A 14163-nucleotide genomic window follows, 5' to 3' on the forward strand; every position below is an offset into this window, starting at 1 on the left:
CGCCGTTTTCCGTTTGATTTTGTAAGTTTATGTAGACAGGAAAACCGTTTTAAATCAGTAACTTGCTGCGTGATTCCGTTGGCCTCGGCGTTGGCTGTTTGTAACAAGCCGGCGCGCAAATGAAAAACCCCATCGCTTGGATGGGGCTTTTTCGTTGCTGGCGGGCAGCCTTGGCTGCCACCGTGCTTTAGTCCTCGCGGCGCAGATGCGGGAACAGGATCACGTCGCGGATATTCGGGCTATCCGTCAGCAGCATCACCAGGCGGTCGATGCCGATACCGCAGCCGCCCGTCGGGGGCATGCCATATTCGAGCGCGCGGATGTAGTCGGCGTCGAAGTACATCGCTTCCTCGTCGCCCGCATCCTTCTGGTCCACTTGCTTGCGGAAACGCTCGGCCTGGTCCTCGGCATCGTTCAGCTCGGAGAAACCATTGGCGATTTCGCGGCCGGTGATGAACAGCTCGAAGCGCTCGGTGATGCCCGGCTGGGTGTCCGAGGCGCGCGCCAGCGGCGAGACTTCCACCGGGTAGTCGACGATGAAGGTCGGCTCCCACAGCTGGCTCTCGGCGGTTTCCTCGAACAGCACCAGTTGCAGCGTGCCCAGGCCGGCGTTGAGGAATTGCGGCGCGCTGGTGTTGATGCCGAACTTCTTCAGCTCCGCGCGCAGGAATTCGGTATCGGCCAGTTGCGCGTCGGTGTACTGCGGCGCGAATTTCTGGATCGCCTGGGTGATGGTGAGGCGATGGAAGGGCTTGGACAGATCCAGCTCGCGGCCCTGGTAGTTCAGCACGGCGCTACCGCGCGCGTCGATGGCGGCCTGGCGGATCAGGTTCTCGGTGAAGTCCATCAGCCAGCGGTAATCCGTGTAGGCCGCGTAGAACTCCATCATCGTGAACTCGGGGTTGTGGCGCGGGCTCACCCCTTCGTTGCGGAAGTTGCGGTTGATCTCGAACACGCGTTCGAAGCCGCCGACCACCAGGCGCTTCAGGTACAGCTCGGGCGCGATGCGCATGAACATCTGCATGTCCAGCGCATTGTGGTGGGTGATGAACGGCTTGGCCGTGGCGCCGCCCGGGATCGGGTGCAGCATGGGCGTTTCCACTTCCATGAAGCCGGCGTCGGCCATGTGACGGCGCAACGAGCTGATCGCGTTGGTGCGGGCGCGGAAGGTGGCGCGCGTTTCCGGCGACACGATCAGGTCGACATAGCGCTGGCGGTACCTGGTTTCCTGGTCGGCCAGGCCGTGGAACTTGTCCGGCAGCGGGCGCAGGGCCTTGGACAGCAGGCGCAGTTCCTGCACCTGTACCGACAACTCGCCCTTGTTGGTGCGGAACAGCACGCCGCGCGCGCTGATGATGTCGCCCAGGTCCCAGTGCTTGAAGGCCGCGTAGACGTCTTCACCGACCTTGTCGCGCGTGATGTAGAACTGGATCTGGCCGCTGCCGTCCTGCACGGTGGCGAAGCTGGCCTTGCCCATCACCCGCTTGAGCATCATGCGGCCGGCGATGGCGACTTCCACCGGGGTGGCTTCCAGCGTGGGCTGGTCGGTCTCCCCGTGCTGCTGGTGCAGCGCGGCGGCCTGGTGGGTCGGGCGGAAATCGTTGGGGAAGGCCACGCCTTGCTGACGCAGGGCCTGCAGCTTCTCGCGCCGTTCCGCGATGATCTTGTTTTCGTCGGCTGCGGCCGGGGCGTTGGCCTCGGCGGGAGCGCGGTTGGATTCGGTCATGATGTCTTGGTGAGTCGCGCGGCCCAGGCCGCGCGAGGTTCAGGTATTGCGGATGTCGTCGAGCTCGGTGCTGCCGAAGTCCGGCCGCTCCAGGTACGCGGCGATGCGCTGCGCGGTGTCGTCGGCCGAGGCCAGCTGGTCATTTTCCTTGAGGTCGCGGAAGCGCTGTACCTGCGCGAAATCGGCATCGCGGATGGTGGCCTGCATGTTGGTGTCGACCACGCCCGGCGCCAGCGCCACGGCACGCACGGCGCGTTCGGCCGGGGCCTGCGCGTACTCCGCGTTGATCGAGCGCACGAACATGTCCAGACCCGCCTTGCCGGCGCAATAGGCGCTCCAGCCTTCAACCGGCCGGCGCGCCGCGCCGGACGAGATCGCCAGGATCTTGCGCGGGCAGCCGAAGCGCTCGGTGTGCGCCAGGAAGGCCGCGGTCATGGTCATCGGCGCGGCAAGATTGGTCAGCAGGTGCGGCACCAGCGTCGGTTCACGCAGTCTGGTGATCGGGCCGATCGGCTCGATCATGCCAGCGTTCAGGATCAGCGTGACGCTGGCCGGCGTTTCCTCGACCGCGTCGAGCACGCTGCCGAGCCAGGTCGCGGCCGGGCCGGGCTGCGACAGGTCCTGCAGGTGCCAGGCCACCTTGACGCCGCTGGCGGTTGCGATGCGTTCCAGTTCGGGATTTCGGCCGCGCGCCACGCACAGCAGGCGGTTGCCCGGTTTGAGCAGTACCTGTGCCAGAGCGGCGCCAAGCCCGCGCGAGGTGCCCGTGATGATGATCAGATGCGATGCTGCGGTCATGGTCGAGTTTGTCCCGGCGGGTGTGTGGCCGCACCGGCCGCCGCGCCATGCCCCGGCGCGGCGGCGTGGCGCCGCTGCTGCGTATTACAGCCCTTGCTTCAGGCTGGCTTCGATGAACGGGTCCAGGTCGCCGTCCAGCACCTTCTGCGTGTTGGACATTTCCACGTTGGTGCGCAGGTCCTTGATGCGGCTCTGGTCCAGCACGTAGGAGCGGATCTGGTGGCCCCAGCCCACGTCGGTCTTGGACGACTCCAGCTTGTCGGCCTCGGCCTGGCGCTTGCGCATTTCGTGCTCGTACAGGCGCGATTTCAGCATCGACATGGCTTCGGCGCGGTTCCGGTGCTGCGAGCGGTCGTTCTGGCACTGCACCACGATGCCGGTCGGGATGTGCGTGATCCGCACTGCCGAATCGGTCTTGTTGATGTGCTGGCCGCCCGCGCCGGAGGCACGGTAGGTGTCGACCCGCAGGTCCGCCGGATTGACCTCGACCTCGAAGGAGTCGTCCACCTCGGGGTAGACGAACACTGACGAGAACGACGTGTGGCGGCCGCCCGACGAGTCGAACGGCGACTTGCGCACCAGGCGGTGCACGCCGGTTTCCGTGCGCAGGTAGCCGAACGCGTACTCGCCCTCGACCTTGATCGTGGCGCTCTTGATGCCCGCCACGTCGCCTTCGGATTCTTCCAGCACCTCGGCCTTGAAACCCTTGCGCTCGCAGTACTTCAGGTACTGGCGCAGCAGCATCGAGGCCCAGTCGCAGGCTTCGGTGCCGCCGGCGCCGGCCTGGATGTCGATAAAGGCGTTGGCCTGGTCCATCTCGCCGGCAAACATGCGGCGGAATTCCATGTCCGCGACGATGGCTTCGAAGCCCGCGACGTCGGTCTCGATGGCTTCCATCGTGTCGTCGTCGCCTTCCTCGCGCGCGAGCTCGAACAGCTCCTCGGCGCCGCTGAGATCATCGGTGAGCTTGCCGAGCACGCCGACCACGCCCTCCAGCATTTTCTTTTCCTTGCCGAGATCCTGGGCCCGCTTGGGGTTGTTCCAGACCTCGGGATCCTCGAGTTCGCCGTTGACTTCGTCGAGTCTTCCTACTTTGACATCGTAGTCAAAGATACCCCCGTAGATCTTCCGTTCGCGAACGGAGATCGGAGATGGCACCGGAGATGGCGTTGAGGCGTTCTGCTTCCATGATGTTCCTGCGCTTTCAAAACCTCGAATTATAGCGGATCGGGGCCTGTCTTCCCCCGCCCGGATGCAGTCTGTTGCATGATTTCGAACGGTTCGCCTCGCGAACGGTCTACAGTTGCGGGTGCCTCATGGCAGACGTGAGGGTGCTGGCGGGCGCAACCGGCTTCAAGATATGGACAGTATGGACAGGGAGGAACGATAAGTACGTGATGAAGCAAAGCAACCACGACAAGACGACCGCGCGCCGCCGCGCGCTTGGCCTGCTGGCCGCCGCGGCCGCGGCTTGCCTCGCGGCCGGCTGTGGCACCCTGGCCAGCGAACCCGCGCCCGACGGCTACTACCGGGTGCAGAGCGGCGACACCTTGTATACCGTCGCCCGGCGACACAAGCGCTCGGTGCGCGAGCTGACGCGCTGGAACCAGTTGCCCAGCGCCGATCGCATCGAGGTAGGGCAGTTGCTGCGGATTCGCCCACCGGCCGGCGCCGGCACCAGCGCCAGCACGGGTGGCGGGGCCAGCGGCGGCCCGGTGGCGGTGGGGGATACCCCGCGCGTGGACAACAGCGCGCCGTCGCGGGCGCCGGCCACCAGCATCCGCCTGCAATGGCCGGCTGACGGCCGCGTCACCGCGGGCTACGGGCCGCCCGCAAGCAAGGGCCTGCGCATCAACACGGCGCCTGGCAGCGCGGTGCGCGCCGCGGCGGGGGGCAAGGCGATCCACGTCGGCAACCTGCGCGGCTACGGCATGCTGGTCATCATCAAGCACGACGACAACTGGCTGACGGTCTACGGCAACCTGGACAAGCCCTCGGTCAGCGAGGGCGCGCAGGTGTCCGGCGGGCAGGAGGTGGGCCGCATGGGCACGGCCGACAGCGAGCTGCACTTCGAGGTGCGCAGCAACGGCAAGCCGGTCGATCCGGCAGGACTGCTGCCCGCACGCGGCTGACGTCCGGGCGGGGCGCGCACGCTACTGCGCGTGCTCGATCACCATCTGCACGCGGGTGACGCCATTGAAGGTGTTGTTATCGAGCCGGTATGCCACCAGCGCGCTGGCGCCCAGCGATTCGGCATGGTTGAACCAGATGGCGTCGAAGCGCTGGCTGCCGCGCCCGAGCTGCAGCTTGAGGTGCTTGCCCTTGAGCACGCTCTGGCGCAAGACATCGAACTCGCCGCAGAAGGTGGGCGCCGGGAAGCCCTGGCCCCATACCTGCTGCTCCAGCAGCGAAACGAACTCCGGGCTGAAGCAGGCATCCTCGATATCGCCATCGGTTTCGATCACACGGGCAAGCTGCTCGTCGCTCAGCCATTCGCGTCCCACGGCCTCGAACGCCTCCATGAACTGCGCGAAATCGCCCGCGCCCAGGGTCAGGCCGGCCGCCATGGCGTGGCCGCCGAATTTCTTCAGCAGGCCGGGGTGGCGTTTGGATACCAGGTCCAGGGCATCGCGCAGGTGGAAGCCCGGGATCGAACGGCCCGAGCCCTTGATCGTATCCTCGTCGCCCGGCGCAAAGGTGATGGTGGGGCGGTGGTATTTCTCCTTGAGGCGCGAGGCCACGATGCCGATCACGCCCTGGTGCCAGGTGTCGTTGAACACGCTGATAGTGAAGCGCGCGGCCGGGTCCAGCGCGCCCAGCGGGCCTTCCAGGATCTGCAGCGCTTCCTGCTGCATGCCGGCCTCGATATCGCGCCGCTCGCGGTTCATGCCGTCAAGTTCCTGGGCGATTTCCCAGGCGCGGTTGGCGTCGTCGGTCAGCAGGCATTCGATGCCGAGCGACATGTCGGCCAGGCGCCCGGCGGCGTTCAGGCGCGGGCCTACGCCAAATCCCAGGTCGAAGGTGTTGGCGCGCGTCGCCTCGCGCCCGGCGGCGCGGAACAGGGCGGCCACGCCGGCGTGCATGCGGCCGGCGCGCATGCGCTTGAGGCCTTGCGCGACCAGGATGCGGTTGTTGCTGTCTAGCTTGACCACGTCCGCCACGGTGCCCAGCGCGACCAGGTCGAGCAGGGTGTCGAGGCGCGGCTGGGTCTGCGTGTCGAACACGCCGCGGCGGCGCAGTTCCGCGCGCAGCGCCAGCAGCACGTAGAACATCACGCCCACGCCCGCCAGGTTCTTGCTCGGGAATTCGCAGCCTGGCTGGTTGGGGTTGACGATCACTGCGGCGTCGGGCAACTGGTCGCCGGGCAGATGGTGATCGGTCACCACCACATCGATGCCGAGCGCATTGGCGGCCGCGACGCCGTCGACGCTGGCGATGCCGTTGTCCACGGTGACGATCACATCCGGCTGCTGCTTGGCGGCCAGCGCCACGATTTCCGGGGTCAGGCCGTAGCCGTACTCGAAGCGGTTGGGCACGATGTAGTCGATGCGCGCGCCCAGCATGCGCAGGCCGCGCACGCCGACCGCGCAGGCGGTGGCGCCGTCGCAGTCGTAGTCGGCCACGATCAGCAGGCGCCGGCCGGCGGCGATGGCGTCCGCCAGGTAAGTCGAGGCCTCGTCGATGCCCTTCAGGGCGGCCGGCGGCACCAGGCCCGGCAGTTCAGTGGCGAGTTCGGCGGGTTCGCGCACCCCGCGCGCCGACAGGATGCGCGCCAGCGTGGGATGCAGGCCGAGTCCGGCCAGCTTGCCGGCATTTTCAGTGGAGAAGGAGCGAACGGCGATTCGGGTCATGTACGGCTTGCGGGAAAACGGTGATCAGGCGGCATAGGCGAGGTCGCACAGCAGCGCGCGCCAGTCGCCGCGCTGGCCCAGGCCGCGCCAGAATTTGCGCAGGTCGGCGCGGCGCACGGTGAATTCGGCGTAGTGGTTGTCGCCGGCCAGCATCAGCGTCGCCGCTTGCAACTGGCCGCCTTCGAGTGCGGCCAGCGCCGGGGCGAACCATTCGGCATCGAGTGCGTGCATGCGCTCGATCCACAGGCCCCAGTCTTCGGCGATATGGGCTTCGATGGCGTCCTCAAGCAGCACCATGGCGCTGCCCTCGATGCCTTCGATGGCCTTGAAGCGCGCCGGCGCGGGCTGGCACGCAGCGCCGCCGGCCAGCGCCAGGCCGTGCAGGAAAGCGTCGCCTGTCAATATCGTGTCGGCCAGGCGCGGCACTTGTTGCAGGGTGCCGCCGCCGTAGAGCCAGACAGAATTGATGGAGAGCTCTCCGGCGGCTTCCCTGGCCTGGTTCACCGGATGGTCGTACCAGGTCATCTGGATTTCGTTCTGGATCCGGCGCCAGTCGCGGGCGCGCTCGCCGGACTGCATCCATACATCGATATTGCGGCCGGTGGCGCGCAGCGGGCTGGCCGCCACAAGTGGCCCGAACACGGCTTCCGGGATGTACCAGCGGGCCGGATGCGGCGTTTCCAGCAAAATGCCGGACTCCCGCAGCAGGTCAGACACGGCGGCGTGCAGGGCCGCCGACTCCTCGGCCCGGACGTGCAACTGGGCCGGGTCCATCAGCACTAGGTGGTCGCGCGCGGCGTGGATGTGTACCGGCTGCAGGCAAGCCCACGCCTGGCCGTCGTTCGCGCCGGCGCCCGCGCCGGCTGCGCTCATGTCCGCCAGGCGCATGAACGGGGCGCTGGGCACGCGGGCGGTGTCGAGCCCGGCACGTCCGGCCAGCCAGCGCTCATGCGGCAGCGAGCGCTGGAAGGGATCGTCGTGGCGCTCGCGCGGGCCGGGGCTGGCGCGGGTAAGCAACTTTCCCAGCGCCGGCAACTCCAACTGCCGCAGCAGGGCTTCCAGCATGGCGTCGTTGCCCCCGCCGTCCGCGTCGATCGCGGCGCCGGGCGGGACGGAAAAGGGCACAATCAGGGTCAGGTGCGTCATCATGGTGCCGAGATTGTAAACTTGCGGCTGGCGGCCGGCGGAAATATCGTCCCACGGCCCGGCCGGGACAGTGGCGCGAGCACGCAGCCAGTAAGCCATATGCGGCGTTGGCGATGTGGTGCCGGCGTTACTCCCTAACAACAGGAACCCTCTTGAACTTTCCTTACGAGTGGCAGATCGGTTGGCGATACACCCGCGCAAGCAAGCGCGCCAGCCGCAACACCTTTATTTCCTTTATCTCGATGATTTCCATGGCCGGCATCGCGCTGGGCGTGGCGGCGCTGATCGTGGTGCTGTCGGTGATGAATGGTTTCCAGAAAGAAGTGCGCGACCGCATGCTCTCGGTGCTGTCGCACATCGAGGTGGTCGGGCCCGGGGCGCTGCCCGACTGGCAAAAGACCGCCGCAGAGGCGCTGCGCAACAAGGAAGTGATCGGTGCTGCGCCCTATGTGGCGGCGCAGGCCATGCTGACCCGGGATGATGCGGTGCGCGGCGTGCTGCTGCGCGGGGTCGAGCCTTCCGAGGAACCCAAAGTGTCCGATATCGGCAAGCAGTTCCGGGGCGGCGGCATGGATCGCCTGCTGCCGGGCGAATTCGGCATCGCGCTGGGCAACGAACTGGCCAATGCCATGGGTGTGCAGGTGGGCGACAAGGTCACGGTGGTCGTGCCGCAGGGCACCATCACGCCGGCCGGGGTGCTGCCGCGGCTCAAGCAGTTCACGGTGGTCGGGGTGTTCTCGTCGGGCCATTTCGAGTTCGACAGCGCGCTGGCGCTGATCAATATCCGCGACGCCGAAGCCATGTTCCGCCTCGCCGGGCCCACCGGCGTGCGCCTGAAACTGACGGACATGCAGCGAGCGCCGCAAGTAGCCGACGAGCTGGCCGGCACGCTCTCGGGTGAGCTCTACCTGCGCGACTGGTCCAAGCAGAACCGCAACTGGTTCGCCGCGGTGCAGACCGAGAAGCGCATGATGTTCATCATCCTCACGTTGATCATCGCCGTGGCCGCGTTCAACCTGGTGTCCACGCTGGTCATGACCGTGACGGACAAGCAGGCCGACATCGCCATCCTGCGCACCATGGGCGCCCAGCCCGGTTCGATCACCAAGATCTTTATCGTGCAGGGCGTGGCCATCGGCTTTATCGGCACGCTGGCGGGCGTGGCCGGCGGCGCGCTGATCGCCTTCAACATCGACATGATCGTTCCCTTTATCGAGCGGCTGCTGCATGTGCAGTTCCTGCCGCGCGACATCTATTTCATTAGTGAATTGCCCTCGGATCCCCGCGTGAACGACATTGCCACCATCGGTATCGTTTCCTTTGTACTGTCCATCCTGGCCACGCTCTACCCAAGCTGGCGCGCTGCCCGCGTCAATCCGGCGGAGGCGCTGCGCTATGAGTGAAACCCTGTTGCGCGCCGAACCGGCCGGCAGCGCTGCCAATGCACCGGGCAAAGCCAACGGCACGCCCGTCCTGCTGGGCGAGGGCCTGACCAAGCGTTTCCGCCAGGGCGGCCTGGACGTGACCGTGCTCAAGGGCGTGGACGTGCGGGTCGAGGCGGGGGAGAAGGTTGCCATCGTCGGCGCGTCCGGCTCCGGCAAAAGTACCTTGCTGCATGTGCTGGGCGGACTCGACAACCCTGACAGTGGCCGGGTTGCCTTGCAGGGCCGGCCCTTTACGGCACTGCGCGAGAGCGAGCGCAATATCGTGCGCAATCGCGAGCTGGGATTCATCTACCAGTTCCACCACTTGCTGCCTGAGTTCACGGCGCTGGACAACGTGGCCATGCCGATGCGCATCCGCGGGCTGCGTCAGCCCGAGGCGCGGGCGGCGGCGATGGCGGTGCTGGAGCGGGTGGGCCTGGGCGACCGGGCGCAGCACCGGCCCGGCGAGCTGTCCGGCGGCGAACGGCAGCGGGTGGCGATTGCCCGCGCGCTGGTCGGCAGCCCGGCGTGCGTGCTGGCCGACGAGCCCACCGGCAACCTGGACGACCACACCGCGGGCGGCGTCTACGACCTGATGCTGGAGCTGTCGCGCACGCTGGGCACCAGCTTCGTGATCGTGACCCACGACCTCGACCTGGCCAGCCGCTGCGACCGCGTGCTGCGCCTGCGCGACGGGCACCTCCACGCCGAACGCTGAAGCGCATCGCCGCGCCGGCACACCGCCATGTGGATCGATACCCATTGCCACCTCGACGCCGGCGAATTCGACGCCGACCGTGATGCCGTGGCCGCCGCCGCCGCCGCGGCTGGCGTCACCGGCATCGTGCTGCCGGCGGTGGCCGTGTCCAATTTCGCCGCGGTGCGCGCGCTGGCGCAGCGGCACGATAGCTGCGTCTACGCCTTGGGTATCCATCCGCTGTGCACGCCGGGTGCCGCGCAGTCCGATCTCGATGCCTTGCGACGGGAGGTGCAAGCCTCGCTAGCCGATCCGCGCTTCGTCGGCATCGGCGAGATCGGGCTGGATTTCTTTGTGCCCGGCCTCGATGCCGCGCACCAGACGTGGATCTACACCGAGCAGCTCAAGATTGCCCGCGAGTTCGACTTGCCGGTGCTGCTGCATGTGCGCAAGTCGCAGGACCAGGTGGCGGCGCAGCTGCGGCGCGCCGGCGTGCGCCAGGGCATCGCCCATGCCTTCAACGGCAGCGTGCAGCAGGCGCGCGGCTTTGTCGATCAAGGCCTCAAGCTGGGCTTTGGCGGCAACCTGACTTTCAGCCGCGCGAAGCAGATCCGGCGCCTGGCGCTGGAGTTGCCACTCGACGCCATCGTGCTCGAAACCGACGCGCCCGACATCGCCCCCGCATGGCTGTCCGACGACCAGTTCGGCGAGCAGCACAAGGCGCGCAATACGCCTGCCGAAGTGGTGGGCGTGGCCAGGGTGCTGGGCGAGTTGCGTGGTCTCGATGCCGCGGCGCTGGCACCGGCGATGTGGCAAAACTCGGTGGCTGCGCTGCCGCGCCTGGCTGCCTTTGCGGCAACCATGTTCCCATCGGCATTGCCTGCTTCGGCCTCGACTCCGGCCGAAACGACCGGCAACCTTCCCGTCTCATCCTGACAAGTTTCGCGGCCGGTGACGGCGGTATAAGCAAACACATCTGACTTCCCGTCCGGGAGCTGGCATGCGTTTGATCCTGCTCGCCTTCATGGCGGGATGCTGGTGGCTGCAACAACAGGGCTCGCTGCCGCGCGGCACCTCGGCATGGTGGCTGGTTGCCGCCGGGGTTGCGGTGGCCCTGCTCGCGCTACGCGGGCGCCGCTCCGGCCGGGTTCGCGCGGCCTTGTTCGTGCTCTCGGTGCTGGCAGGTTTCGGCTGGTCGGCATGGCGCGCCGAACTCAGGCTGGAGGAACGTCTGGCGCCCGAACTCGAAGGCGTGGACCTGATGCTGAGCGGGGTCGTCGCGGGCCTGCCGGCCCAGGCGCCACGCGGCCAGCGCTTTCTGTTCGCGCTCGATGAGACGCAGGTCCATGGCATGGCGTCCGGCATTCCCTCGCACATCCTGCTGAACTGGGACGATGCGCCGCCCGCGTTGCGCCCCGGCGAGCGGTACGTCTTTTCGCTACGTCTGCGCCGGCCGCACGGACTGGCCAATCCTCATGGTTTCGACTACGAATACTGGCTGATGGCAGCCGGAATCGGCGCTACGGGCTACGTGCGCGACGTGCGGCGCGAGGCGCAGGAGGCAGTCGGTGAGCAACTGGAGTGGAGGATCGCGCGATGGCGGATGCAGGTACGCGACCACGTGCTGGGCAGCCTGCCTCCGGATGCGCGATTTGCCCCGGTCCTGGCGGCGCTGGTGGTGGGCGACCAGCGCGGTATCCAGCAGCGCGACTGGACCTTGTTCACGCGCACCGGCATCGGCCACCTGATCAGCATCTCCGGGCTGCATATCACCATGATTTCCGGTCTCTTTTCCAGCTTCGCGTACTGGTTGTGGCGGCATTCGTTCGGCCTTGGCCGTTGGCTGCGGCGGCCCTTGCCGCTGTATTGGCCCGCGCGCCGCGCCGCACTGGTGGCGGCTGTGATGGCTGGACTCGTGTACGGCCTGCTGGCGGGCATGCAGGTACCTGCGCAACGTACCGTGTCGATGCTGGTCGTGGCGGCGCTGGCGCTATGGAGCGGCCGCACGCCGCCGGCCTCCCTGGTGCTGGCCTGGGCTGCGTTCGTGGCGATCGGGCTCGATCCCTGGGCGGTGCTGTCGCCTGGCTTCTGGCTGTCCTTCGGCGCGGTGGGCGTGATCTTCCTGGCCGCGGCGCAGCCCGCCGATCATGCCGCGTCCTCGTGGTGGCAGCGTCTGCGGTCCACGCTGGCGCAGGCCACGCGCACGCAATGGGCCGTCACCATCGGGCTGGTGCCGTTGACTCTGTTGCTGTTCCAGCAGGTCTCGGTGATCTCGCCACCGGCCAATGCGGTGGCGATTCCGCTGGTCAGCCTGCTGGTGACGCCGCTGGCCCTGCTGGCGGCGGCCCTGCCGGCACCGCTGGCGGGCTGGCTGCTCGTCCCGGCGCACCTGCTGCTGCACTGGCTGGTGATGGGCCTGGAGTGGCTGGCGGCGCCGCCGTGGGCAGTGTGGCAGGCCGCGCGCGCGGGTCCGTTCGCGCTGGCGCTGGCGGTGCTCGGCACGCTGCTGTTGCTGGCGCCCGTGCGTTGCGGCGCGCGCGCGCCTGCGCGGCGTCGTGCTGCTGCTGCCGATGGTGCTGGCGGGGCGCCAGCCGGTGGCGCAAGGCGAGTTTCGCGCCACCGCGATCGATATCGGGCAGGGCACCGCGGTGCTGGTGGAAACACGCTCGCACGTGCTGCTCTACGATGCCGGCCCGGCCTACGGATGGGGCGCCGGACGTGGCGAGTCGGGCAGCAGCGCGGGCGCGCGCGCCATCGTGCCGTATCTGCGTGGCGCGGGCTCGACGCACTGGTGATCAGTCATGAAGATGCCGATCACGCAGGCGGGGCGCGCGACGTGATGGCGGCGTTGACGGTGGACAGCCTGCTGTCAGGTGCGGCGCCAGGGCATCGGCTGCTGGCGCCGCCTGCGGGCGCGGCCTCGCCACAGGCCCGGCCCTGCGCGGCGGGGCAGCGGTGGGAGTGGGATGGGGTTCGCTTTGTCATGCTGCATCCCTTGCCGGGCGTGGCGCAGAACGCTGCCATCGACAGCAATGCGCGCAGTTGCGTGCTCAAGGTGGAGGCCAGCGCGCGCAGCCTTCTGCTGACCGGCGATATCTCACGGCGCGACGAAGCGGCGCTGCTGGCGCGGCTGCCGACGCAAGACCTGCGCGCCGATTTCCTGCAGGCGCCGCACCATGGCAGCAACACCTCGTCCAGCGGGTCGTTCCTGTGAGTGGTGGCGCCCGAGCTGGCGCTGTTCCAGGTGGGCTATCGCAATCGCCACCGGCATCCGCGCCCGGAGATCTGGGATCGCTACGGCTCGCACGGCATCGCGCGCTATCGCAGCGACGAAACCGGCGCGATCCAGATCATGACGCGCGGCGAGTCTTACGAGGTGCTGGCTTACCGCCAGCACGAGCGGCGCTACTGGCGCGCGGCGCCGCCAGCGCCTCGCTGAGATGCGCGGGCTCGGCCTGGGCGATGCGGCGCTCGCGCAGATGGGCCTTGGCGCGCTGCAGGCCGGCGGAGACGGTGTCGGCGCGTTCCAGCGCGACGCCGGCCGCAAGCACGTCGCCCAGCACCAGGTGGCAGATGCGGGAGGTCATCGGCGTGTAGACCTCGCTGTCTTCTTCCACGTCCGAGAACACGCATACGTCCGCCAGCGCGGCCAGCGGCGAACCGCTGTGGGTCAGCGCCAGCACGCTGGCGCCGCTGGCGCGGGCCAGGGTGGCGGCTGCCAGCATGTCCCAGGTGCGCCCGCTGTTGGAAACCAGCACCGCCACATCGCCGGGGCCGAGCAACGCCGCGGACATGCTGAATACATGCGAATCCGAGTACGCAACGGTGGGAATGCCGAGGCGGAAGAACTTGTGCTGGATATCAAGCGCGACGATGCCAGAGTTGCCGCAGCCATAGAATTCGATGCGCCGCGCCGCCGCGAGCAGCTGGATGCCGTGCTCGATCTGGTCCGCGGACAGCGCATTGCGCACTGTCATCAGCGTGGCGATGGTGCGGTCGAACACCTTGCCGGCGATGTCGGCGGGACGGTCTTCGGCCTTGACGTCCTGGTGCACGAAGGGGGTGCCGCCGCCCACGTTCTGGGCGAACTGGAGTTTGAACTCGCGGAAGCCGTCATAACCGAGCGCGGCGCAAAAGCGCGCGATGGTGGGCTGGGATACACCGGCTCGCTCGGCCAGTTCTGGCATCGACAAACGGATCACGCTGGCGCCGTGGCGGGCAACGTAGTCGGCAAGGCGGCGTTCGGAGGGGCGAAGCGTGTCGTAGACGGCAAGGATTCGGTCGCGCATGGTAGGGAGGGCTGTCTGTGCCGGGGCATTCTTGTGCCTTTGGCCCCGGTATCCGGGGTTCGGTAGTTCGCACTGCATGTAGATATTCTACATAATCAACATCGAAATCGCCTCGGCTTCCGGCGGGCTTCGGACTAGGGATTTCACCTATTTTGTCGATTTTTGCCGTGAATGCGGCGCTTTGTGATGCGTGCACATGGTGTTTTCAAATAGCCTTTCGATATAATGTAGA

10 protein-coding genes and 1 pseudogene are annotated in these 14163 nt (G+C 67.6%); 5 read left to right on the forward strand and 6 right to left on the reverse strand.

Annotated features, from left to right (window positions below; genetic code table 11):
• Window positions 1–187: 187 nt before the first annotated feature.
• The 3 genes from lysS to prfB form a co-directional block, all read right to left on the reverse strand.
• On the reverse strand, window positions 188–1726 hold the full coding sequence (gene lysS / locus ACZY0R_RS21815; RefSeq protein ID WP_488861141.1) for a lysine--tRNA ligase: 1539 nt from the start codon (window positions 1724–1726) through the stop codon (window positions 188–190).
• Window positions 1727–1765: 39 nt separating this feature from the next.
• Window positions 1766–2524: an SDR family oxidoreductase gene (locus ACZY0R_RS21820; protein ID WP_488861143.1), complete on the reverse strand. Its 759-nt coding sequence runs from the start codon at window positions 2522–2524 to the stop codon at window positions 1766–1768.
• Between the two features lie 84 nt (window positions 2525–2608).
• Window positions 2609–3713, reverse strand: a protein-coding gene (gene prfB, locus ACZY0R_RS21825) for a peptide chain release factor 2 (RefSeq protein WP_276285680.1) whose coding sequence is annotated in 2 segments (ribosomal slippage) — window positions 2609–3631 and window positions 3633–3713 — 1104 coding nt in all. Because the reading frame shifts where the segments join, the coding sequence is not laid out codon by codon here.
• A gap of 208 nt (window positions 3714–3921) precedes the next feature.
• Between prfB and ACZY0R_RS21830 the strand changes: the two genes are divergently transcribed.
• Window positions 3922–4656: a peptidoglycan DD-metalloendopeptidase family protein gene (locus tag ACZY0R_RS21830; protein WP_488861145.1), complete on the forward strand. Its 735-nt coding sequence runs from the start codon at window positions 3922–3924 to the stop codon at window positions 4654–4656.
• A gap of 21 nt (window positions 4657–4677) precedes the next feature.
• Here the strand turns inward: ACZY0R_RS21830 and recJ are convergent, their stop codons facing one another.
• Together recJ and ACZY0R_RS21840 are read right to left on the reverse strand one after the other, a co-directional pair.
• Window positions 4678–6375 (reverse strand): single-stranded-DNA-specific exonuclease RecJ, encoded by a 1698-nt coding sequence (gene recJ / locus ACZY0R_RS21835; protein ID WP_488861147.1) that lies wholly within the window; start codon window positions 6373–6375, stop codon window positions 4678–4680.
• Window positions 6376–6399: 24 nt separating this feature from the next.
• Entirely contained in the window at window positions 6400–7524 is a 1125-nt protein-coding gene (locus tag ACZY0R_RS21840) for a hypothetical protein (RefSeq protein WP_488866095.1), read from the reverse strand.
• A 149-nt stretch (window positions 7525–7673) separates the two neighbouring features.
• Between ACZY0R_RS21840 and ACZY0R_RS21845 the strand changes: the two genes are divergently transcribed.
• The 4 genes and pseudogenes from ACZY0R_RS21845 to ACZY0R_RS21860 all read left to right on the forward strand — a co-directional run bounded on the left by ACZY0R_RS21845 (window position 7674) and on the right by ACZY0R_RS21860 (window position 13081).
• A complete protein-coding gene (locus ACZY0R_RS21845) occupies window positions 7674–8924 on the forward strand; it encodes a lipoprotein-releasing ABC transporter permease subunit (protein ID WP_488861149.1) in 1251 nt (416 codons plus the stop codon).
• On the forward strand, window positions 8917–9663 hold the full coding sequence (lolD, locus tag ACZY0R_RS21850; protein WP_488861151.1) for a lipoprotein-releasing ABC transporter ATP-binding protein LolD: 747 nt from the start codon (window positions 8917–8919) through the stop codon (window positions 9661–9663). Before ACZY0R_RS21845 ends, lolD begins: the two co-directional genes overlap by 8 nt.
• A 27-nt stretch (window positions 9664–9690) precedes the next feature.
• Window positions 9691–10578: a TatD family hydrolase gene (locus ACZY0R_RS21855; protein WP_488861153.1), complete on the forward strand. Its 888-nt coding sequence runs from the start codon at window positions 9691–9693 to the stop codon at window positions 10576–10578.
• Window positions 10579–10642: 64 nt separating this feature from the next.
• Window positions 10643–13081 (forward strand): annotated as a pseudogene (locus tag ACZY0R_RS21860) (DNA internalization-related competence protein ComEC/Rec2).
• Here the strand turns inward: ACZY0R_RS21860 and ACZY0R_RS21865 are convergent.
• On the reverse strand, window positions 12993–13931 hold the full coding sequence (locus ACZY0R_RS21865) for a MurR/RpiR family transcriptional regulator (RefSeq protein ID WP_488861155.1): 939 nt from the start codon (window positions 13929–13931) through the stop codon (window positions 12993–12995). The pseudogene ACZY0R_RS21860 and the gene ACZY0R_RS21865 overlap by 89 nt on opposite strands.
• Window positions 13932–14163: the final 232 nt, after the last annotated feature.

The sequence above is a fragment of the Cupriavidus sp. F041 genome, from assembly GCF_057814235.1.